This window comes from Candidatus Liberibacter americanus str. Sao Paulo, assembly GCF_000496595.1.
In the GTDB taxonomy this organism is placed as follows: Bacteria; Pseudomonadota; Alphaproteobacteria; order Rhizobiales; family Rhizobiaceae; genus Liberibacter; species Liberibacter americanus.
Genome location: NC_022793.1, coordinates 618,969 through 641,486 on the forward strand (window position 1 = coordinate 618,969; position 22,518 = coordinate 641,486).

The following is a 22,518-nucleotide window of genomic DNA, read 5'->3' on the forward strand; positions in this document are numbered from 1 at the left end:
CGCTGATTATAGAATAATTATTCTATTGGTAAACCAAAAAACGTTTTTTGAATTTTGATACTTGTCCCCCACGGTCAGTAATTTTCTGTTTTCCTCCAGTCCAAGCTGAATGTGAGATGGAATCAATATCAAGTTTCATAACAGATCCTTCTTTTTTCCAAGTGGAATGAGTTTGGTATTCTGTTCCATCAGTCATTACGACCGTTATTAAATGAGAATCTGGATGGATATTTGGCTTCATATTTTTTCCTAAATATTATTGCAATAAAATGTAGTTTCATATCACATATTGTGTTCACGTAAATATCATTTACTATACACTTGATGTAGTAATGACTATAAAAAATAGTTTTAACTTGCTGGTATATATAATATAAAAAACAATACTCGTAAAGATGAAATTTTATTATTCAAATTTCAATTATCTTATTTTAGAAGTTATTGGTATTGGTTAGGATATCTATAATATTATCTGTGATATTTACTTTGATGATTCCATTTGCGACTGCTTATGTAACTAAAGATTACGGCTTAATTCTATTTATATCGTGTATATTATTGGCTTTTATAAGTGCTATTCGCTATTATTGTACTGCAATACTCGGCGATAATATGGTTTCTCTTATAGAAAAAGATTTTATAAAAAACTAGTTAAATTGTCTCTTTTTTTTTGATTCAAGATCGGTCGGAGATAAATTTTCGATATTAATAAAAGATATCGATAGAATTAAAATAATGGTAGTGTTTGCTTTGAGTAATATTTTTCGCAACTTCTTTATGTTCTTTGGTGGACTATTGATTATGATTATCATTGATCCAACTGCGAATTTAATTATTTTATTACTTGTATTTACCGTATTTTATTACAACATCAATTATTATAAAATCATATGATAAAAAAGCAGCTCTTATTCAAAAATATAATGAAAATATTTTGTTAAGATCTAAATATGATATAATTCAATCCTTTTTTGTGATGCAGTATTTTGATGCTGGAAAAAATAATTTGTGGAACGATATATTGACAGAACTGTAGAATTATCTAAATCGAATCTTACATATATATTGAAACGTACATATGGAATATTTTCTCTGATATTTATTCCATATATAGAGTATCTCCATTGCAATATTTATTTTTATTAAGAATTTTGATTTTATGCAATGTATTAAGATGAAAACCTTTTATTCTCCAGAAGATTAATTTAGTATTGCTAGATATGTTTATTATGAGCTTACTGTTTTAGGATCGATAAGAGCTTGTACCAAGATTTTTTGATGGCATATTTATAACAGCAAATTATATTAAGCGTTTTCATGATTTTCTAACTTATAAAGTAGAGGTGAATTATATATAACCTTTGGTAAATTTGCCTTCTGTATTATCTGGAAAAATTGCTTTTCGTAAAGTTTCTTTTAACTTTAATAATGGATTAGGGAAAAAACATATTTTAAAAAATATATATCTTACTATTTCACCTGGAGAAACAGTTGTTTTGTTTGGATTATCTGTCGTGGGAAAAACAATCTTTCTTTCTTTAATGTTACGTCATCATAATACTTGTTCTGGAATTATAGAGTTTGATGATGTCAATGTCCTTCAGCTTCAACAACATGAAATTCGCAAAAATATTCTCTTAATCCCTCAAAAATCTGTTATCATGAGTGAAACTGTACATGATAAATTGCTATAGGGAAGACCGAAGAAACTCGTGAAGAAGTTCAGCGTGCTGCAATGATTGTTCAAGCTCATGAATCTATCGATTTATTTGACAAAGGGTATGATACAATTTTGGGAGATTGTGGTTTAATTTTATCTGCAGGTCATATGCAGCGTATTTCTCTTGCTCGTGCAATTTTGATAGATCCTCCTATTTTGTTGTTAGATGAATTTTGCTCATCTGTTGATATTGCAACTGAATCTAAAATATGGAAAGCATTACGTGAAATTATGAGAGAGGGTGTACTACGAATTGTATCTTATAGATTATAATCTATAAATGAAATGGATACTGTTATTGTGTTATATGATGCTATTATATTGGAGAATGGGACGCATAATGAGCTTATTAATAAATCGGTATTTTATTCTAGTCTGATAGGATTTAAGTAGCTTCAAATTGCAAATTAATTTTTTTGCAAAGATACGTTCTGGATATATCAATTGATATTAGTTTTTATATGATGTTTTTTATTTAGATGAAGATATTTTAAGTAGATTACACTAAGTAAATTTTGGTTTACATTCTTAATATTAGAAGTAACTTAATATTAAGAAGTAAATTTGATTTTATGGTGTTTCTCCTTATCGTACTAGCGATGTTAAAACCTTCAATAATATATTTTGAACTAAAGTAAGGAAATTAATTTAATGGATAAGAATAAGGCTTTAGATGCTGCATTATCTCAGATAGAGCGTTCTTTTGGCAAAGGATCTATAATGAAACTTGGCTCTCAAGGTTCTCTTTCTGAGGGAGTTGAGGTTGTTTCTAGTGGTTCATTAGGCCTAGATATTGCTTTAGGAATTGGTGGCTTCCCAAAAGGTCGTATTGTTGAAATTTATGGCCCAGAAAGTTCTGGAAAGACAACGCTAGCGCTTCATACCATTGCTCAAGCTCAGAAAAAGGGAGGAGTATGTGCTTTTGTTGATGCGGAGCATGCATTAGATTCCATATATGCTAGAAAGTTAGAAGTTGATCTTAAAAATTTGCTTGTATCTCAGCCAGATACAGGGGAGCAGGCATTAGAAATAACAGATATGTTAGTGCGATCAGGAGCTGTTGATGTGATAGTAGTTGATTCTGTTGCAGCATTGACTCCACGTGCTGAAATTGAGGGGGATATGGGTGAAAGTTTGCCAGGAATGCAAGCCCGTTTAATGAGTCAAGCGCTTCGTAAGTTGACAGCTTCTATTTCACGATCTAATTGTATACTTATTTTTATCAATCAAATGCGAATGAAAATAGGTGTTATGTTTGGTTCTCCTGAAACAACTACAGGAGGTAATGCTCTTAAGTTTTACGCTTCTGTTCGTTTGGATATTCGTCGTGTAGGCGCTATTAAGGAAAAAGATGAGATTGTTGGGAATCAAACTAGAGTTAAGGTTGTAAAAAATAAAATGGCTTCTCCATTTAAGCAAGTAGATTTTGATATTATGTATGGAAATGGAATTTCTCGTTTTGGTGAATTAATTGATTTAGGTGTCAAGGCTTCTATTGTTGAGAAAGCTGGAGCATGGTTTTCATACAAGGATCATCGTCTTGGACAAGGACGTGAAAATGCAAAGACATTTTTAAAAGAGAATATTGATATTGCTAATGATATTGAAGCTATATTGCGACAAAATGCCGGACTTGTTTCGGAAGCTCTTTTACAAGATCCTGCAATCAATGTGAAGGATGTTGATAGTTAATAAATTGATGTAATTTTTATATTTTTTATAATTATTAAGTATTGATTATAATAGTTGCCACACATTATGTATGACGTAGATATGTCGTATTATTTCTCTTTATATATTAGGGGCTAAATACTTTTCAATGAGCAATTTGAATAGCATTCGATCCACATTTATTGAATTTTTTAAAAAAAATGGACATCAATTTATAGATTCTTCTCCGCTTGTTCCTAAGAATGATCCAACATTAATGTTTACCAATGCGGGGATGGTTCAATTTAAAAATATTTTTACAGGACAAGAATTTAGTAAATATAAAAAGGTTACAACCGTACAGAAATGTGTTCGTGCTGGCGGGAAACATAATGATCTTGATAATGTTGGACGTACTACTCGACATCATACTTTTTTTGAAATGTTGGGTAATTTTTCTTTTGGTGATTATTTCAAAGAAATGGCTATTAAGCTTGCATGGGATCTTCTTACTAAAGAATTTGATATTGATCATAATCGAATATTGATAACTGTTTATGAAAGTGATCATGATTCATTTAATCTATGGAAAATAATTTCAGGTTTATCTTCTGATAAAATTATCCGTATTTCTGGTAGTGATAACTTCTGGTCAATGGCTGATATAGGTCCATGTGGACCTTGTTCTGAAATTTTTTTTGATCGTGGTGATAAAATTTCAGGGGGATTGCCGGGATCTGGACTGGATGGTGATCGTTATATTGAGATGTGGAACCTTGTTTTCATGCAGTTTGATCAGAAAAGCAAAGATGAACGTATTGTTTTGCCTAATCCATCGATAGATACAGGTATGGGATTAGAGCGTATGGCTGCTGTTTTACAGGGCAAAGTAGATAATTATGATATAGATATTTTTAAAGCACTTATTTCAGCTTCTGAGCAAATAACTGGGAAAAAATATTGTGGTGATAACATAATCAATCATCGTGTTATTGTTGATCATCTTCGATCTTCTGCTTTTTTAATTGCAGAAGGGGTATTGCCAACAAACGAAGGTCGTGGATATGTGTTGCGACGTATTATACGTCGTGCCATGTGCTATGCTAGATTAATGGGATTTATGGATCCGGTTATGAATCATCTTTTGCCTACGCTTTATTCTGAAATGGGAGATGTGTATCCTGAATTAATTCAAGCGCAAGCATTGATTTCATCTACACTTGAATTTGAATATGTGAGATTTAATAAGACATTAGATCGTGGAATTGCTTTACTTGATGAAGTATCTTCTAATTTGGAAAAGAATGCAGTACTTGCTGGCGATATCGCATTTAAATTATATGATACACACGGACTTCCTTTAGATATTATGCAAGATATATTATGGTCTCGTGGATGTAATGGCGTAGATATTTTATCTTTTAATAAAGCATTGGAAGCCCAAAGAATAAAAGCAAGGGGTCATTCTTTAGGATTAAAAGGCGAGAGAGTAGAAAGCATTTGGTTGTCTCTTAATGAAAAATACGGTGCTACACAATTTTTAGGTTATGACATTAACTCTAATCCTAGGGTTAATATAGATGATAAAAAAAGAAGCGTTAATACTTATCATGATAATTATTTAAGAAATAATCTAGATGATCATGGTATTAAATCTATAGTACTTGCAATTGTTCATGAAAATAAAATAATTGATAAAGCAGAGTCAGGACAAACTATTGAAATAGTTTTTAACCGTACTCCTTTTTATGCTGAATCTGGTGGTCAAATAGGAGATATTGGTTTAGCTATTGCTGAAGATGTTCATATAGAAATTATTGATGTGCAAAAACAAAAGGGTGGAATATTAATTCATCATGCTATTGTTAAAAAAGGTGTATTGCGAACATCAATGCCTGTTTTGCTAATAATAAATGTTCGAAATCGTTATCATCTTAGCCTAAATCATTCTGCGACACATTTGTTGAATTGGGCATTGCGTACGGTTATTGGCCCTCATGTTGCGCAGAAAGGATCACTTATTACTCCAGATAGATTGCGTTTTGATATTACGCATCCACAACCAATAACCAATGCAGAAATAAAATCTATTGAAAATAAGGTTAATTGTGTTATTGCTCAGAATTTATCTATTGTAACTAGAGTTATGGATATAAATGACGCTATAGCGTCTGGAGCTTCTACATTATTTGGGAAGACATATGGTGATAAAGTAAGAGTTGTGTCTATAGAAGATAATGAGGGTAATATTCATTCTTCTGAACTATGCGGAGGAACTCATGTTTATTCTACAGGAGAAATTATGCTTATGCATATTATTTCTGAAAGTTCTAGCAGTTCAGGTATTCGTCGTATTGAGGCTATTACTGAACAAAAAGCACGTGAATATCTTGTTGAACAAGACGATAGATTAAAATCAGTTGCTAATTTTCTTAAAGTGCAGCCAAGCAATGTATTAAGACGTGTAGAAGAAATTTGGGAAGATCGTCGTCAGCTTCAGCTTATGGATTCTAAACGAAAGTTGACATTGAATATCGATAATTTATCGTTACACAAGATTGCAGATATCAATTTTATGAGTCATGTTATTCCAGATGTGAGTTCTAAAGAACTTAGAGGATTAATTGACATAGTTCAGAAAAAAATAAAATCTGGGATAGTTATGCTTATTGGTATAGATAAAGCTAAAAAAGCATCTGTAGTTATTTCAGTTAGTAGCGATTTGATTAATCGATTTAATGCAGTAGATCTTGTTTGTTTGCCTTCAAAAATATTGGGAGGTAAAAAGGGAGGAGGGCGACCTAATATTGCTCAATCCGGTGGGCCAGACGGAAAAAATGCAGGAAAAGCTATTGAATCTGTTATATCTTTTTTAAAAAGCAAAACTAATATATAGCACATGCTTTTTATAATAAGTATATGCAGTTTAATTTCATATCTAGTATTTATACATTGTTTATCTAATTATACAACTAATATAAAACACTCAATTTCTGAATAACTAAAAAATGTGATTTATTTTAAGACTTTTTTCATTAATAACAAATGATAATTTTCATTTACTACTTTAAATATTATTATTTTATTATGAGATATGGATTAGGTCATTACTTTTGCACAATAAAGTATTACATCAAGTTGATAAACGAATAAACAAGTTGGATAGACAAGGAGATCAATCACCAGGGTTTGTTCATTTGCGAGTACATTCTTCTTATTCATTATTAGAAGGTGCTATTCATTTAAAAGATATTATTAAAAAGGCAATAGAAGATCAGCAACCAACTATTGCTATTACAGACACAAATAATCTTTTTGGCGCATTAGAATTTTCTCAGGAGGCTATTTATGCTGGTATTCAGCCTATTATTGGCTGCCAATTAGATATTGATATGCAAGATAGTTTTAAGATAAGCAATCAAAGTCAGTCAACTTCGTCACGTCAATCCATAGTTCTTTTGGCGGCAAATGATAAAGGATACAGTAGCCTTATTGATCTTGTAAGCCGTATGTATCTTTTAGATAATGGGCCAAAATCAGTTTGTATCTATTTATCTTGGTTAAAGGAAATGGAAACAGATGGTCTAATTATGTTAACAGGTGCAGCTAATGGTCCTATAGATAGAGCAGTTTATGCTGATAATTATAAAATGGCTGAATCTCGTCTTCTTTTTTTAAAGAAAATTTTTGGTAATCGTCTTTATGTCGAATTACAACGTCATGAAGGTTATAATAGGTATATTGAGAGCCAAATAATAAAATTAGCTTATGATAATGAATTGCCGCTGGTTGCTACAAATAATTCATTTTTTCTTTCTAAAGAAGATTATGTTGCTCATGATGTTTTAATGGCAATTTCTCATTCAACTTTCGTATCTCAAGAAGATCGTCCACGGGTAACTAATGATCACTATTTAAAGAGCCGTTCTGAGATGATATCTATGTTTAGTGATTTACCAGAGGCTTTAGAGAATACATTAGAAATTGCCAAGAGATGTTCTTTTTTATTAAAAGTACAAAACCCTATTTTGCCTCATTTTATCATAGAAAAATGTGAAGATATTGATAAAAAAGAAGTATATGACTTGCGTCTAAAATCCAAAGAAGGCTTAGAAAATCGTCTAAATCATGGTTATCTAGCTCCTGGATATTGCAAAAAAGATTATATAGAGCGTCTTGATTTTGAGTTAGATGTGATAGAACGCATGAATTTTGCCGGTTATTTTTTGATTGTCGCTGATTTTATACAATGGGCAAAATCACAAAATATTCCGGTAGGCCCTGGACGTGGATCTGGAGCAGGTTCTGTTACCGCATATGCTTTGTCAATTACTGATATTGATCCTCTGCGATTTTCGCTTTTATTTGAGAGATTTTTGAATCCGGATCGTGTTTCCATGCCTGATTTTGATATTGATTTTTGTCAGGATAGACGTGATGAAGTTATTAAATATGTACAGAATAAATATGGATATGAACGTGTTGCTCAGATTATTACTTTTGGTTCTTTACAGGCCAAGGGAGCATTGCGTGATGTCGGAAGAGCCTTACAGATGTCTTATTCTCAGGTTGAACGTATCTGTAAGTTAGTGCCTAACAATCCCGCTCATCCTATATCTCTTAGACAAACTATTGCAGACGATAAGCGCTTTCAAACAGCTATTCAACAAGCTATTGAAGATGATCCTTTAGTTGATCATCTTATTGATATTGCTGTGAAATTAGAGGGATTATATAGGCATACATCTACTCATGCTGCAGGTATTGTGATTGGCGATCGATCGTTATCAAAATTAGTCCCTATGTATCGTGATACACGATCTGATATGCCAATTACACAGTTTAATATGAAATGGATTGAAAAAGCTGGATTGGTTAAATTTGATTTTTTAGGTCTTAAAACTCTTACTGTTTTACAAAAAAGCATAGATTTATTAGCCAATAAGGGAAAAAAAATTGATTTATCAACCATTACTTTTAATGATGATGAAGTCTATGACAGTTTAAAAGAAAAAGGTACATTGGGAATTTTCCAATTGGAAAGTTCTGGAATGCGCCAAGCTCTCGAGGGAATGAATGCAGATCGTATTGAAGATATAATTGCTTTGGTATCTTTATATCGTCCAGGTCCAATTGACAATATTGCTGTTTATAATCGTCGCAAAAAAGGTGAAGAGAAAATAGCTTATATTCATCCGTTAATTGATCCTATTCTAAAAGAAACTCAAGGAGTTATTATCTATCAAGAGCAAGTAATGCAAATAGCTAAATTGCTAGCAGGATATTCTCTCAGTGAAGCAGATATTTTACGTCGTGCTATGGGTAAAAAAATAGAAAAAGAAATGAATAAACAGAGAACAAGATTTGTTGATGGCGCAAAGGAAAAAGGCTTAACTAATAAAGAGGCTGTTGATATTTTTGAATTACTAGCTAAGTTTGCAAACTATGGCTTTAATAAATCTCATGCTACAGCTTATGCTGTTATTTCCTATCAAACTGCTTGGATGAAAACATTTTATACTGCTGAGTTTTTAGCTGCTTCAATGACTTTAGATATGGATAATACAGATAGGATTAAAAAATTTTTTCTTGAAGCTAAAAAGTTTAATATCGAAGTTATTATTCCAGATATTAATACTTCTTGTGTGGATTTTGAGGTAAAAAACAATAAAATTTATTACTCTTTGGCGGCTATTAAAGGAGTTGGTATCACAACAGCTCGTCATATTGTGGAAGCAAGGGCAGACGAGACTTTTGAGAGTTTGGAAGATTTTTGTCTTAGAATTGATTTAAAACAGTTAAATCGCCGAGTATTAGAAGGTTTGATTTTTGCAGGTGCCTTAGATTGCTTTGGTTATAGCCGTTCACAATTATTTGAATCTATTGATAATATTCAAAAATATGCACAGTTTATTCAAAAAAATCATAATGATAATAATCAAGTAAGTATTTTTTCAGATGTAAATTCTGAAAAAATTTGTTTTGCAAAATCCGCGGTTAAAAATTGTTCTACACGATTTGAAAATGAACGAAAAGTATTGGGTTTTTATCTTTCGGGACATCCTATTGATGTCTATAAAGAAGTATTGGATTTTTTAAATAAAAAAAATAAAAAAAGGACTAAAAATATTGAGTTTGCAGCTATCGTTATATCTAAGACTGAGAAGTTAAGCCGTAATAGATATAGGATAGGATCGGTGGATTTTTCCGCTAAAGACTGTGAATATAATGCTATTTTATTCTCAAATAGATCAAGTAAATATAAATCATATGATGAAAAACTGGTTATTGATGATTGTTATGATCATATAATAGAATATAAGTTGAAAGAAGTAGATGAGGGTAAAAGTAATCTATCAACTATTGAGATAAAAGGGCTAATAAAAAATCGCCCTTGTCTATTAATGCCATTAAAACCATATCTTATAAATGCATCTATTGATTTTTCCTCTGGCTATGAAAATAATAAATCCAAATGGAATAAACAAATAACCGATGATAAAGATATCGGTAATAAAGATGATAAAGATATCGGTAATAACGATGAATATGATAAAAATAAAATTCAATTATTATATGTTCGATCTTTAGAAAAAATTTCTATGGAAATATTATATTGTTTGGACATACGTATTAAAAATATTAATTCTATTACAGAGATTGTAGAATATTTTGAAGATTTTAAATCTAAATGGAATGATAGCCTCGGAGAAATAAATGTGATTTTTGTGAATTCGAAAGAAAATATTGAAGTAGATATAAAGACTTATAAGAAGTATCCTATATCTCCAGAAATAGCATTTGATTTAAAACATATTGAGGGTGTAATTGAGGTTGTTCAGAAAATGAAGAATAATAGTAATAGTAGTTAGTCTTTATATTGAATATTTTATTTTCGATATTCTATTCATTTTTTTGAATGAATATGAAATACCAATTCATATTAGCAGATTGGATATGGATATGTACTATAATAATGATTTCATAAAAGAATTACTTGTTCAAATCCCTCTTTCCAATTTGATAGGTCAGTATGTTAATTGGGATAGTAAAAAGACAAATTATGCAAAAGGTGATTATTGGGCGTGTTGTCCTTTTCATGATGAAAAAACACCAAGCTTTCACTGTTATGATCAAAAGGGTTTTTATTATTGTTTTAGTTGTCAAGCAAAAGGTGATCACTTTAGTTTTTTATCTGCATTATTAGGATGTTCTTTTGTTGAATCTGTGCAAAAATTAGCTAATATTTCGGGAATTGCATTACCAACCAATAATCCTAATCTTGTAAAAAAAGAAAAAGAACGCTCCGGATTATTAGATATTATAGAGGCTGCAACTCAATTTTACCAAGAATCTTTAAAAAAACATATTTATGGACGTTTGCGTAATTATTTAGATGAGCGTGGTATAAATAATAGCTCTATAGAGAAATTTAGATTGGGATATGCTCCATATAGTCGTAATGCTTTAATAGAACATCTTCGGCAAAAAAGTTTTTCTCAAGAAAAAATAGCTGAAGTAGGACTATTATCTCAAGGTGATAGTGGTGCATATGATAGATTTCGCGATAGGCTTATCTTCCCTATTTTATCATCCAGAGGGAAGGTGATTGCTTTTGGAGGTCGTTCCATTTCGGCAAAAGAAAATACCAAATATCTTAATTCACCAGAAACTACTTTTTTTTACAAAGGGAAAAATCTCTATAATTTTTTTGGAGCCTTTAATCATAATCAACAATTTATAGTGCGGGATACTTCAAAAGGAAGTGATTCTTCAGTTATTCTTGTTGAAGGATATATTGATGTTATCTCTTTATATCAAGCAGGTATACAAAATGTAGTTTCATCTCTTGGTACTGCTTTGACAGAACATCAATTAAATCTCCTATGGAAATTATCTCATCGTGTGTTTTTATGTTTTGATGGTGATGATCCTGGTTTGCGTGCTGCATATAAAGCGATTGATCTTTTATTATTTAATTTGACGCCTGGAAAGCGTGTGAATTTCATTTTATTGCCGGATGGTGATGATCCTGATAGCTTCATAAGACGATGTGGTAAAGATGCTTTTGATCAGCTTATTGTGGAATCTCTGCCATTGATAGACTTAATTTGGAAACGTGAGACAGATAACTATTCCTTTAAAACTCCTGATGATCGTGCTGAACTAGAGATACGTCTTAAAAATGTCATTAGTAGTATCAAAGATAAGCAGTTACAATACTATTATTCCAAAGATATAAAAGATCGTCTTAACCAGTTATTTCGACGTCCTATAAATCACTATAGAAGTTGGAATAATAATTCAAAAAATAAGTATAAAAACTCTCCTTCGAAAAGATTGATTCAATCTTTTCTTGTAAAAGGTAAATTGTCACAAAAGCCATCTTTGAGAGAAGCCACTTTGCTAATGACTATTATAAATCATCCACAATTATTAAAAGATCAATATGATGATTTGACTGATATTAGTTATGAAAACATTGAATTGCAAAAAATATGGTCTTTTTTATTCAGCGAATTTATTATCCAAAAAGATTTATCATATGAATCAATATATCAAAAACTTTGTGATCGAGGTTTCGGTTCATTGTTGAAGAATCTTGATAAACAAGTCCGTGATGCAGGGCTTTGGAGTGTGACGGTTGCTGCAAATATTGTAGATGTTCGTGAAGGTTATAAACAGGCATTGGATTTATATAAAAGATTTAGATTATTATCTAGGCAAAAGGATGATCTTGAAAATCAAATCGCTAAAGTTACTGAAGAGGGAGATGAAAATAAGGCAACTATTCTTATTTCTATCCTGCATGATATTCATGTTGAGATTGATAAAATTGAACATCAAGACGCAATTATCGAAGGATTTGGCAAAATGTCTGGGAGAAATAATAGTTAAACTTTCTACTAAACTATCTCCTTGCATATTTAATTTTCAAAAATATAACTACTTTTAAATATGAAATACTGACATATTCTCGTAGATAGTTATCTTGAATTTGGCTGGGGCGCCTGGATTCGAACCAGGGATCGCGGTACCAAAAACCACTGCCTTGCCGCTTGGCTACGCCCCAATAATCGACTTCACTATAAATAATCACATTAAAAGTTTTATATGACTACAATCTTAAAAGTTTGATTGCCTATGTATTTATATACACTATATAAATCAATGATCAAATCTTTTTGGATAATTTTTCAACATATGTAATAATAATTTTTTGAAATTATGCCTAATTATCATTTTTATAATTACATATAACGCCATTTATACTGTGCTAATAATTATTTTTTGCATTTAATATAAGACAATGTACTGCTAACTTTTAAAGATTATTATAAAGTTTAATAGCTATATGAGTGTGATGTTATAATCAACACACATATTCTAGAAAATATATGATCTATTTTCATTACAAATTATGAACATTTTTTATAATAGGTAAATTATTAAAAAAATGATTATAACTAATATTTACGATATATGATAATTTTTAATGCCTATATAAAGATATATTAGCAAATATATTAAAACTATTGATTATTATTATTTTAATCGCAATAGCTGTCATTTATATTATTATATAAAATATTTTTTATCCTGCAATTTCAAATTATATCATATGTTAAAGCATATTTTGCTCAATAATCTTAAAATTTATTGGTTAAAATTAAATATCTATTATAACGACACAATTAACTGTTTCAATGCAATAAGCTAAAAAGCTTTTAATCAAATATATTGATAAATCTTTAAGTCAATCTTTTAAATATTTATCTTATCCAGTAAAAAGAAATTTAAATTAATATTTTTTTTGAAATATTTATAGATATATTATTATATATATCGCTAATTATATTGTTTAATAAAGCTTATTTTCAGCCATTAATAGTCATAGATATGCATTCAACAAATCATTGATGATAATCAGTTATTTTAATTTAGATATCATAATCAATCAAGCATTATTCATTTTTTCTTAAATTTAGAAAAAAGCTGTAATACAGCTCCTATACTATATAAATAAATTCCACATATGCTAAAAGCAATGTAGAACCAAGATGGCATCTTAAAACTCAACATTAGTGCATAAAAACTCAATAAACACCAGCATAAGAAAACAAATACATTTATAGGTCTTAACTGCACAACTCTTATTGGATGTAAAAAATTTATTGGGACAAATGTTAAAATAACGGATGCTACAATAATTATCATTGCAACTGTTGTTTTAACACCAGTTGCAAATATAAAAAAAACAACCATGTTCCATACTACAGGAAATCCTGAAAAGAAATGATCTTCAGTTTTCATATTGTTATACGCATAATAAATTGCACTTGAAACTACAATCATTCCAGATGCAATAGATGACCAATTGCTTCCAAGTAAATTGCTTTGATAAAGTGCGAATGTAGGAATAATCACGTATGTTAGATAGTCGATTATTTTATCTAGAGTATCTCCAGACCAATTTGGAAGGACCTCTTTAACTCGCATTTTTCTTGCAATTGGGCCATCAAATCCATCTATGATAAGCGCCAATCCTAGCCACCAGAACATATCGATGAAACGATATTGTGACGCAGCTGCAACGCCAAGAAAAGCTAAAAAAGATCCAGAAGCTGTTAAAATATGTACGAAAAAGGCACTAAATTGCGTGCATGTACAGTTTTTCAAATTAATTTTTCCAATCATGTGGAAGCTATAATAATATTTTTACTCATTTTAAATCAATACCATATCTATATATTTTTTGAAAGATATAAAAATTAATTTGATAACTTATGTTATCATATACTTGATGGCAAGGCAATTATTTTATTATATAATTTATATACTTATAATAATCTAAGTATTATATTTTTTATAAAAGTTATATGTATATTCAATATGTGTTTGCGAATAAAGGTTTAGATTACATGAATCGATTTGATGTAGTTGTTGTGGGTAGTGGTCTTGTAGGTTCTATTTTTGCTCTATGTGTTGCGAATGAGGGTTTTTCCACGGCGATTATTTCTCCGTCATCTTGTCCAAAAGATTTTAGAACAACTATGCTTATGGATGAAGCTATTTCATTTTTAAATAGAATAGGAATATGGGATTCTCTTAAAAAAGAGGCCTCTCCTGTATCTGCAATTAGACTTATTGATATTACAGATAGTTTAATTACTGCTCCTGATTCTACATTTTTCTCTTATGAAATTGGTTTAGACGCGTTTGGTTATAATGTCCCCAATCATATGTTAATGGATATTGTACAAAAGGAAATCTCTAAAAATTCTCTTATACGACGTTTTGATACCTTAGCTGATGAGATCAAAATGGAGGATACAGGTATAACAGTTAATCTTGCTACAGGAGATAAAATTACTGGTAATTTATTGGTGGGCAGTGATGGACGTAATTCATATGTTCGCCAACAACTTAATTTTGGGGAAAAAAAATTTTCTTATCCTCAGACTGCTCTTGTCCTTAATTTTAAGCATTCTAAGCCACATTATGGTCTATGTACAGAATATCATCGTTTTCCTGGTACTATAACTCAGGTTCCATTAAATGATAATTGCTCTAGTCTTGTATGGATAGTTGAGCCTCAAGAAGCCGAATTTTATATGAAACTTCCATCGATAGAATTATCTAATAAAATAGAACAATATCTTCACTCTGATCTTGGAAATATTGAGATTATTACAGAAGTTCAGAGTTTTCCGTTGTCGGGGATGATATCGCGTCGTTTTGGTCAAAATATGGCTGTTCTTATTGGAGAGGCTGCACACTCTCTTCCTCCAATATGTGCACAGGGACTTAATTTATCAATGCGAGATATTATTATTTTATTGGATTTGATTCATAAAAATAAATGCTCTTTCAATAACATAGGTAATCTTTTTCATGATATGCGTCGTATAGATATTACTAGTAGAATAATATGTACAGATTTGTTTAATCGATCATTATTCTCAAAATATCCATTTCTTCAAATTATGCGTGCAGGAGCTTTTAAAATATTAGATAGGATAACACCTCTTCGTCACCAAGTTATGCGCAAATCCTTGTTTTTATGCGATTTATAGCTTTTCATTTTTAAAATTATTAACCGAATAAAAACATAATATTCCATATATAGAAATGCAAATATAGCAGATAGCTGGAATCCATAGTGCTTCTCTTAAGGTTTTGATATCTGCTATATACCCAAATATTAATGGAACTATTACTCCTCCTGATATTGCTGTGCATATGATGCCTGAACCTTCAGGAGTTTTATTTTTAAGACCTGCACTTGCCAGATAAAAGATAGTTGGAAACATAACAGAATTGAAAAATCCAATTGAAATAAGAGAGTATCCTGATATCCAGCCAGTAGTATGTGAGGAAATTATTGAAAGACAAACAGCTGTTGCAGAAAATATTGATAGGACTTTTTCGGTAGAATAATTAGAAAGCAATTGATATCCTATAAAACGGCCTATCATTGCGCTTCCCCAATATATTGCAGTATAGTGCCCAGCAGATAGTTCGTTTAGATCTAGAGTATCACTCCGCATAAGATAATTTACCATAATGCTACCAATTGATACTTCTGCTCCGACATATAAAAATATACTTAAGGTTCCAAATGCAAATCGTCTATTCCTTAAAATTTCAATATTTTCGAAGAATTTTATAGGCTTTTTAATTTCATGATAAAAATAATCGGCTTTCTTCCAGCATAGTAATGCAACTATTAAACAAATTATACCAATGATTAAATATATATGTGATATGGAGCTCGCTTCATTATAATGATATGTTATTATCTCTTCTTTTGATATTGATGAAATAGAAGTATTTGAAAAATCTTTTAGAATAAATGAAGATCCTATATATGGGAAAATGGTTGTACCTAAAGAATTAAAAGTTTGTGCCAAAGTTATTCTGCTGGCAGCTGTATCTGATGATCCTAGTAGAGAAATAAGTGGATTAGATATTACTTGAATTATAACAACGCCTATTGCTAAAATACATATAGGTATTAAAAACATTGTAAAAATCGTTATATGGACTGTAGCTGTTAATAAAATACAGCCGAATGACATAATCATTAATCCTATACAAGTGCTTCGCATATAACCATATTTTTGCATTAATATTCCAGCAGGAATAGAAAATAAAAAGTAGCATGCAAAGAACACAGTTTCAACTAGCATTGCCTGTAAGTAACTAAGAGAAAAAATACTTTGTAGTTTGGGAATTAGGATAGAATTGAGGCTTGTTACTCCGCCAAATAAAAAAAACATAATAAATACATATATTTTTATATATTTTGTATTTTTGTTAAAATGGATATCATCATAATAGCTCATAGCAAATATTTCTTCTATATTTAGATTAAATATATTTATCAAAATTGATAATTTGAAATTAGTAAATCTTTTAGGCATATTTATTATAAAATTAATAGTCATTATTAATTTTATATAATGCTGTATATTATAAATATATTCATAAATTAAAAGATTGTTATCATTGAATTATATTTATTGATAAATGGTAATTTTATAACCATTTATATTAGCTTTCTATGGATATAAACTATATAAATCATAGACAAGCATGTTTGATGATATCCTAATATTAAAGTATTATTCTGTCTAAATGACAACGCATTATTTTATTTTTCAATGAATCAAATTTAATTTATATTATTATATAATATTAAAAATTAGCGAAATAACCAAATTGCTAATACAGAGGGAATATTATTTTCTTAATCCAGTGGCTCTACATTCATCATTTAGATCTGTCTACTTACATTTTTTTCTAAACCGATTTGCCAAAAGAGCCCGATGAAGAAAAATGACATTCATGAGTGTTTATCAAAAAGGTATCTTGATTTTTGCCAACTGTGTCTAAATATTTTTGAAAATATTCAAAAATAGGAACATTAACTGTTGTTCCTGTTTTTTTGGTACTAATATATAAAATATTATCTTTTACATGTTTCTTGCCAATTCTTATTAGATCAAATCTACGAAGGCCAAGAAATAAAATTAATTCTAAGACTAATCTTGACATTGTATCAATAGTATAATTCTTACGGTAAATTTCTACTTGTTCAATTTTTCATATATGGAATTTTATAGTTTTAGAGGATATTTGTGGTATGGAAAGCCTATTCTTACCTTTTAAAAAGCACGATCAAACTTGTAAAAAGATGTAAAATCGATGAGTTATAATTTTATTGGTGGGTGATGCAGGGATCGAACCCGCGACCCGCTGATTAAGAGTCAGCTGCTCTACCAACTGAGCTAATCACCCATGAACTTAATTTACATATCATAACCACGTAGATATAAATTTTAACCAATTATCTATAATGGATAAAATTTATACGTATACGAGCGTAATATTTATTAGATCAAATTGCAAGAATAATCTATTAAATATAGACAAAATGATTTTTTAGGATTTGCCAACCTTATAGAATTCTTTTGGAGGTTTAGGAGCTAAAAAATTTGCAAACATATCAGCAGGGGTTTCCTGGTATTTGTTTATTGGTTTTATATCTTTGGATTTATTAGTTATTAGCCTTGTTCTTTTCATATACGCATTGCTCTCTAATGCACTAATATTCCAACTGGCATCATTTTTTTTCTCTTTTATTATATTATATAATTGGGTGTAAGAACAGCCTGTATAAAAAACAAAACAAGTACTAATCAATATTATATATAAAAACACTCCGTTATTGGAATAACTTAGAAAAAACAGTCGCATACTTACTTTGATCAATTAAAAACATAATGCTTCAACGGAAACTATATAGCATATTTCTTATATGATAGCAATTAATCTTTAAAAATTTATTTCAATATTACGGATGACTTACAATTATTTTATTTTGATGAAAATTATCTAATACATGCTGGAATAATTAGTTATTAGAAGCATATAAGGCGATCTATTTCGCTAATAGGTCGTTTTTTTGCTAGCATATTTCTTGCTTTTCTTTCATCTTTTTGAATATAATCTATCAGTTCTTGTAGATCTTTAAATTTTATTTCTGGACGTATAAAATCGAAGAATGAAACGCAACATATTTCCCCATATATTTCTTGCGAAAAGTTGAAAATGAAGCTTTCTAAGTGGAGTGATCCACCTTTGGTTATAGTAGGGTTCCTTCCAAAATTTGCAATACCGCGATGGGATCTTTTGTCTTGTGTGCGAAAATGAATAGTGTATACGCCTTCTTTTAGATCAATTCCTGACTTTAAATTCATGTTTGCTGTAGGATATCCTAGTCTTCTCCCTAGTTTTTTTCCGTGCACCACTTTTGATTCAACTGTAAAATGATATCCGAGAAGCTTTGCTGCTTGGTCTACATGTCCTTCTTTAAGTGAGTTTCTAATTCTAGTAGAAGATATGATCTTAGATGAACTGTCATATATTTCGTCAACTAGTACAGTGTTAAAACCATATCTTTCTCCGCTTTTTTTTAAAAAATTTCCATCGCCAGTGCGATTTTTGCCAAATCGAAATTTACTCCCTGTAACTACTTGTTTTGCTCTCAGCCATTTTACTAATACTTGTTGAATAAATTGTTCTGCTGAATAATCAGCTACCTCTGATGTGAATTTATACCTTATTAAGGCTGAGAATCCCATGTATTCCGATATTTTTTCCTGAATTGATCTAGGTGTTAGTGTAAAGATTGAAGCAGAAGGGTCCAATATAGCTTTAGGATGGGGATCAAAGAGCAGAATCACGGCTGGTAAGTCTTTTGCTATTTTTATAGAGTATTCAAATATTGAACGATGTCCTAGATGTATTCCATCAAAATTTCCTATTGCCACTACACAGCCCTTCAATTGTTCTGGCAATGGATTATTTATGTCAATATTATGGAAAACTTTCATGTCATACTTATTCAGATTAATTTTGGTATCCACCAATTAGGTTGAATGTTTTTATTTATAAAGAACTTTTCCATCATCTTTACGTTGATTTGTTTGTTTTCTAGATATTCATTAGCGTGTATACCTTTTCCAACGTACAAAGAATCTAATCCAGATTGTATTGCTCCTTTAACATCAGTTTCAATTCCATCACCTATAGCAAGTATTCGTTTTTTATCTAATTGACAACATGAATCAGATATTTGTTTGAATGCCATATTGTAAATAGGAAGATGAGGTTTTCCTATAATTTTTACGATGCCATTAAGTTTCTTATATATTAGCGCTAATGATCCAGCGCAATGAATAATTTTATTACCGTAATTAACTGATATGTCTGGATTTACACATATAAATGGTATTTTACGTTGAGCAAATTTTTTCAAAAGATCTGTGTAATCTTCTGGTATTTTAGATCCACTATATAATCCAGTGCATATTATTGTTTCTGCATTTTTTTCATCTACTATTTGAATATCAATCCCTTCAAATAAAACAAGATCTTTTTTTTCTCCTATAAAAAATATATTGCGATTTCCTTGAGAAATTAGATTATGCGTTAGATCTCCAGAAGTGACAATATGATCCCAGAACCTTTTGCATAATCCTAATGATATCATGTGTTCAATTACGCTTGATGATGGACGCGGCGAATTGCTTAATAATACTATTTTTATTCCATTCTTGCTTGCTTTTTGCAGAGCAGAAATGCTTTCTGAAAATAATTTCTGCCCATTATGGATTACTCCCCATATATCGCAAATAATTATATCATAATTTTTTGAAATTTGATACAGAGAATCAATTTTTATAGACATAATTATTTCCCTTAATTGATTGCTTATTACTATATTTTACCACTAGTCTTAGTATAATATATACAATTATATACAGTTGAGATATTTAATTTTGGAATCGTACGTAGATTATTATAAGCTTGATTTTACAATATTTAGTAATGTCTATTACTTTATATTTTATTATTATGTTAGGATCTTGACTTCGTAAGGATTTGTACCTAGATAACTTTTAAAAGCAGCTCTCTGTGGGGAGGCTAGCAAGTTGTAAAAATCATGCATTTTGTGTGATTTGACTTCTTGTTATTATGTTTATATTTATTTTGTTAATTTAATTGGGAGTATAAATATTATGGTGGTTAAGCGCTGTTTGCGTCCGACAAGGGGGCGTGTTGTTGTGCGACGTTTTCCAAGCGAACAAAAGACGAGTACTGGCATTATAGTGCCTGCTACTGCTGCTGAGAAACCTTGTGAAGGTGAAGTTATATGGGTTGGTGCAGGCGCTTTAGATAAATCTGGAAACGTTATTGAGCCTGAAGTAAAACCAAGTGATATCGTTCTTTTTGGAAAATGGTCTGGAACTGAAATTAATATTTCAGGTGAAGATTACCTTGTGATGCAAGAATCAGATATAATGGGTGTTTTTACTAAAGAAAAATAGTTGTAGGACATGATCATATTTTGGTCTCTATTTAGTTTTGTTTTTTTTAAATATATGAGGTGTATTCTATGTCCGCTAAAGACGTTAAGTTAGGAGCTAGTGCTCGAGATGGTATAGCATGTGGCGTTAATATGCTCGCAGATGCTGTGAAGTGTACACTTGGCCCAAAAGGTCGGTTTGTTGTTATAGGCGGTTCTTACGGCAGCTGTAGGGCTACAAAGGACGGTGTGACTGTTGCCAAGAGTATTAATTTTAAAGATCCGTTACACGAGATTGGCGCTCAAATGTTGCGCAATGTTGCTTCTAATGCAGAAGATCATTCGGGCGATGGTACAACAACAGCTACTTGTATTGCTCAAGCAATTATTCATGAGGGCAGGAAAGCTGTTATAGCTGGTAGAAATCCTATGGATTTAAAACGCGGTATAGATGACGCTGTTAAAGAAGTAGTTAGTTATCTGCAATCAAACAGTAAAAAAGTTGCAAGTCGTGAAGAAATAGTGCAGGTTGCTACTATTTCTGCTAATGGAGATAAAGATATAGGTGAAAAAATTGCCTATGCAATAGAAAAAATAGGGCCTAGTGGCGTTGTTACAATTGATCAGGCTAAGACCGCTGAAACTAAAGTTAAAATAGTTGAAGGTATGCAGTTCGATAGAGGATATATATCTCCATATTTTATAACTAATAGAAGCAAGCCAATTGCTGAACAAGATAATCCATATATTTTAGTTTGCGATAAAAAAATATCTACTTTAGCTTCATTGCTCCCTATATTAGAGCTTGCAGTTAAGAATAGTCGTCCTTTGTGCATTATCGCTGAAGATGTGGAAAGTGAGGCATTGGCAACTATTGTGGTCAACAAGATGAGGGCTTCTTTGCAAGTTTTAGCTATTAAGGCTCCTGCTTTTGGTGATCGTCGTAAGCAAATTATGCAAGATATTGCAACATTGGTAGGCGCTACTTTGATTTCCGAAGAGGTTGGTCTTGGTCTTGAGCAAGTTACAGAGGATCATTTAGGTTCAGCTAAGAGAGTAGTATCTACTAAAGATGATACTACAATAGTTGGCGGTAACGGTAATCAGGATGAGTTAAATGCTCGTATCAAGGAAATTGAAGCTGCTATTGAAGATACTACTTCCGACTATGATCGTGATAAGCTTAAGGAGCGTCTTGCTAAGTTATCTAGTGGCGTAGCCGTTATAGAAGTTGGAGATGTAACAGAGACGGCATTGACTGAGAAAAAGGATAGATATCAAGATTCTCTTTCTGCTACACGTGCGGCTATTGAAGAAGGAATTATCGCGGGTGGTGGAATAGGCCTCCTTCGCGCTTCTAAGGAGTTGTCTGTTAAAGGTGACAATAATGATCAGTCTGCTGGTGTAGAAATTATCCGTAATGCTATTAAAGCTCCTTGTCGTCAGATTATTCAAAATGCAGGTGATGAAGCTGCTCTGATTACATCTAAGATACAAGAAAATAATAGTGTTAATTTCGGATATGATGCTCAGAATGGTGTTTTTGGCGACATGTTTTCTATGGGAATAGTAGATCCTGTTAAAGTTGTCAGAAATGCTCTTCAGGATGCTGCTTCCGTTGCTTCTACATTGCTAATGACTGAAGCTACTGTGACAGATATTCCAAAAGATGAGAATTCAGTTCCTCAAATGCCTGGTGGTGGTATGCCTGGTATGGGTGGTATGGATATGATGTAATTCATTTTACATATATTTGTATATTTTATCAAAG

Annotated in this window: 17 protein-coding genes, 2 tRNA genes and 1 pseudogene; 11 read left to right on the forward strand and 9 right to left on the reverse strand. The window is 30.9% G+C overall.

What is annotated here, in order from left to right; genetic code table 11:
* Positions 1 to 22: 22 nt before the first annotated feature.
* Positions 23 to 241, reverse strand: a complete 219-nt coding sequence (rpmE, locus tag LAM_RS02660) for a 50S ribosomal protein L31 (RefSeq protein WP_023466271.1) — start codon at positions 239 to 241, stop codon at positions 23 to 25.
* A 248-nt stretch (positions 242 to 489) separates the two neighbouring features.
* On the opposite strand from rpmE, the gene LAM_RS05360 reads away from it, so the two are divergent.
* From LAM_RS05360 to dnaG, 8 genes and pseudogenes are all read left to right on the forward strand, one after another.
* Complete coding sequence (locus tag LAM_RS05360) at positions 490 to 651, forward strand: hypothetical protein (RefSeq protein ID WP_023466272.1); 162 nt, start codon at positions 490 to 492, stop codon at positions 649 to 651.
* Positions 652 to 678: 27 nt separating this feature from the next.
* Positions 679 to 894, forward strand: a pseudogene (locus LAM_RS05620) (hypothetical protein); the annotation flags it as partial.
* A gap of 467 nt (positions 895 to 1,361) precedes the next feature.
* On the forward strand, positions 1,362 to 1,694 hold the full coding sequence (locus LAM_RS05570) for an ATP-binding cassette domain-containing protein (protein WP_007557254.1): 333 nt from the start codon (positions 1,362 to 1,364) through the stop codon (positions 1,692 to 1,694).
* Positions 1,695 to 1,735: 41 nt separating this feature from the next.
* The gene (locus LAM_RS05575) at positions 1,736 to 1,993 is read left to right on the forward strand and encodes an ATP-binding cassette domain-containing protein (protein ID WP_007557253.1); all 258 of its coding nucleotides are present in this window, start codon (positions 1,736 to 1,738) and stop codon (positions 1,991 to 1,993) included.
* A 378-nt stretch (positions 1,994 to 2,371) separates the two neighbouring features.
* Complete coding sequence (gene recA / locus LAM_RS02670; RefSeq protein WP_007557252.1) at positions 2,372 to 3,412, forward strand: recombinase RecA; 1,041 nt, start codon at positions 2,372 to 2,374, stop codon at positions 3,410 to 3,412.
* Between the two features lie 127 nt (positions 3,413 to 3,539).
* Positions 3,540 to 6,266: an alanine--tRNA ligase gene (gene alaS, locus LAM_RS02675; RefSeq protein ID WP_007557251.1), complete on the forward strand. Its 2,727-nt coding sequence runs from the start codon at positions 3,540 to 3,542 to the stop codon at positions 6,264 to 6,266.
* 217 nt (positions 6,267 to 6,483) lie between these two features.
* Complete coding sequence (dnaE, locus tag LAM_RS02680; protein WP_007557250.1) at positions 6,484 to 10,242, forward strand: DNA polymerase III subunit alpha; 3,759 nt, start codon at positions 6,484 to 6,486, stop codon at positions 10,240 to 10,242.
* Positions 10,243 to 10,333: 91 nt separating this feature from the next.
* Positions 10,334 to 12,268: a DNA primase gene (gene dnaG, locus LAM_RS02685; protein WP_040055896.1), complete on the forward strand. Its 1,935-nt coding sequence runs from the start codon at positions 10,334 to 10,336 to the stop codon at positions 12,266 to 12,268.
* 101 nt (positions 12,269 to 12,369) lie between these two features.
* Here dnaG and LAM_RS02690 read toward each other — a convergent pair.
* Together LAM_RS02690 and pcsA are read right to left on the reverse strand one after the other, a co-directional pair.
* Positions 12,370 to 12,443: transfer RNA gene (locus LAM_RS02690), tRNA-Gln, on the reverse strand.
* 896 nt (positions 12,444 to 13,339) lie between these two features.
* Entirely contained in the window at positions 13,340 to 14,068 is a 729-nt protein-coding gene (gene pcsA / locus LAM_RS02695; RefSeq protein WP_023466274.1) for a phosphatidylcholine synthase, read from the reverse strand.
* Between the two features lie 224 nt (positions 14,069 to 14,292).
* Between pcsA and LAM_RS02700 the strand changes: the two genes are divergently transcribed.
* On the forward strand, positions 14,293 to 15,447 hold the full coding sequence (locus LAM_RS02700; protein ID WP_007557247.1) for an FAD-dependent monooxygenase: 1,155 nt from the start codon (positions 14,293 to 14,295) through the stop codon (positions 15,445 to 15,447).
* Here the strand turns inward: LAM_RS02700 and LAM_RS02705 are convergent.
* From LAM_RS02705 to LAM_RS02730, 6 genes are all read right to left on the reverse strand, one after another.
* Positions 15,442 to 16,653, reverse strand: coding sequence for a sugar MFS transporter (locus LAM_RS02705; RefSeq protein ID WP_240532038.1), 1,212 nt, complete (start codon positions 16,651 to 16,653; stop codon positions 15,442 to 15,444). The two genes, LAM_RS02700 and LAM_RS02705, sit on opposite strands and share 6 nt — an antisense overlap.
* A 523-nt stretch (positions 16,654 to 17,176) precedes the next feature.
* Positions 17,177 to 17,431: a site-specific integrase gene (locus LAM_RS05155; protein ID WP_007557245.1), complete on the reverse strand. Its 255-nt coding sequence runs from the start codon at positions 17,429 to 17,431 to the stop codon at positions 17,177 to 17,179.
* A gap of 167 nt (positions 17,432 to 17,598) precedes the next feature.
* Positions 17,599 to 17,674: transfer RNA gene (locus LAM_RS02715), tRNA-Lys, on the reverse strand.
* A 144-nt stretch (positions 17,675 to 17,818) separates the two neighbouring features.
* A complete protein-coding gene (locus LAM_RS05365) occupies positions 17,819 to 17,959 on the reverse strand; it encodes a hypothetical protein (RefSeq protein WP_187287985.1) in 141 nt (46 codons plus the stop codon).
* 338 nt (positions 17,960 to 18,297) lie between these two features.
* A complete protein-coding gene (locus LAM_RS02725; RefSeq protein WP_007557243.1) occupies positions 18,298 to 19,272 on the reverse strand; it encodes a bifunctional riboflavin kinase/FAD synthetase in 975 nt (324 codons plus the stop codon).
* An 11-nt stretch (positions 19,273 to 19,283) separates the two neighbouring features.
* On the reverse strand, positions 19,284 to 20,129 hold the full coding sequence (locus LAM_RS02730; protein WP_023466278.1) for a TIGR01459 family HAD-type hydrolase: 846 nt from the start codon (positions 20,127 to 20,129) through the stop codon (positions 19,284 to 19,286).
* Between the two features lie 331 nt (positions 20,130 to 20,460).
* Here LAM_RS02730 and LAM_RS02735 point away from each other — a divergent pair, with 331 nt between their 5' ends.
* Positions 20,461 to 20,769 carry a co-chaperone GroES gene (locus LAM_RS02735; protein WP_007557241.1) on the forward strand — a complete coding sequence of 103 codons (309 nt, stop codon included), beginning with the start codon at positions 20,461 to 20,463 and terminating at the stop codon, positions 20,767 to 20,769.
* A 68-nt stretch (positions 20,770 to 20,837) separates the two neighbouring features.
* Positions 20,838 to 22,484: a chaperonin GroEL gene (groL, locus tag LAM_RS02740; RefSeq protein WP_007557240.1), complete on the forward strand. Its 1,647-nt coding sequence runs from the start codon at positions 20,838 to 20,840 to the stop codon at positions 22,482 to 22,484.
* The last annotated feature ends 34 nt before the right edge of the window (positions 22,485 to 22,518 follow it).

Bases quoted from the DNA above. Each gene is read 5' to 3' on its own strand.
- rpmE (WP_023466271.1), bottom strand. From the start codon at position 241: ATGAAGCCAAATATCCATCCAGATTCTCATTTAATAACGGTCGTAATG.
- LAM_RS02705 (WP_240532038.1), bottom strand. From the start codon at position 16,653: ATGTTTTTTTTATTTGGCGGAGTAACAAGCCTCAATTCTATCCTAATT.
- LAM_RS05360 (WP_023466272.1), top strand. From the start codon at position 490: ATGATTCCATTTGCGACTGCTTATGTAACTAAAGATTACGGCTTAATT.
- recA (WP_007557252.1), top strand. From the start codon at position 2,372: ATGGATAAGAATAAGGCTTTAGATGCTGCATTATCTCAGATAGAGCGT.
- LAM_RS02700 (WP_007557247.1), top strand. From the start codon at position 14,293: ATGAATCGATTTGATGTAGTTGTTGTGGGTAGTGGTCTTGTAGGTTCT.
- pcsA (WP_023466274.1), bottom strand. From the start codon at position 14,068: ATGATTGGAAAAATTAATTTGAAAAACTGTACATGCACGCAATTTAGT.
- LAM_RS05575 (WP_007557253.1), top strand. From the start codon at position 1,736: ATGATTGTTCAAGCTCATGAATCTATCGATTTATTTGACAAAGGGTAT.
- LAM_RS02725 (WP_007557243.1), bottom strand. From the start codon at position 19,272: ATGAAAGTTTTCCATAATATTGACATAAATAATCCATTGCCAGAACAA.
- LAM_RS05155 (WP_007557245.1), bottom strand. From the start codon at position 17,431: ATGTCAAGATTAGTCTTAGAATTAATTTTATTTCTTGGCCTTCGTAGA.
- LAM_RS02730 (WP_023466278.1), bottom strand. From the start codon at position 20,129: ATGTCTATAAAAATTGATTCTCTGTATCAAATTTCAAAAAATTATGAT.
- alaS (WP_007557251.1), top strand. From the start codon at position 3,540: ATGAGCAATTTGAATAGCATTCGATCCACATTTATTGAATTTTTTAAA.
- groL (WP_007557240.1), top strand. From the start codon at position 20,838: ATGTCCGCTAAAGACGTTAAGTTAGGAGCTAGTGCTCGAGATGGTATA.
- LAM_RS05365 (WP_187287985.1), bottom strand. From the start codon at position 17,959: ATGAAAAGAACAAGGCTAATAACTAATAAATCCAAAGATATAAAACCA.
- dnaG (WP_040055896.1), top strand. From the start codon at position 10,334: ATGTACTATAATAATGATTTCATAAAAGAATTACTTGTTCAAATCCCT.
- LAM_RS02735 (WP_007557241.1), top strand. From the start codon at position 20,461: ATGGTGGTTAAGCGCTGTTTGCGTCCGACAAGGGGGCGTGTTGTTGTG.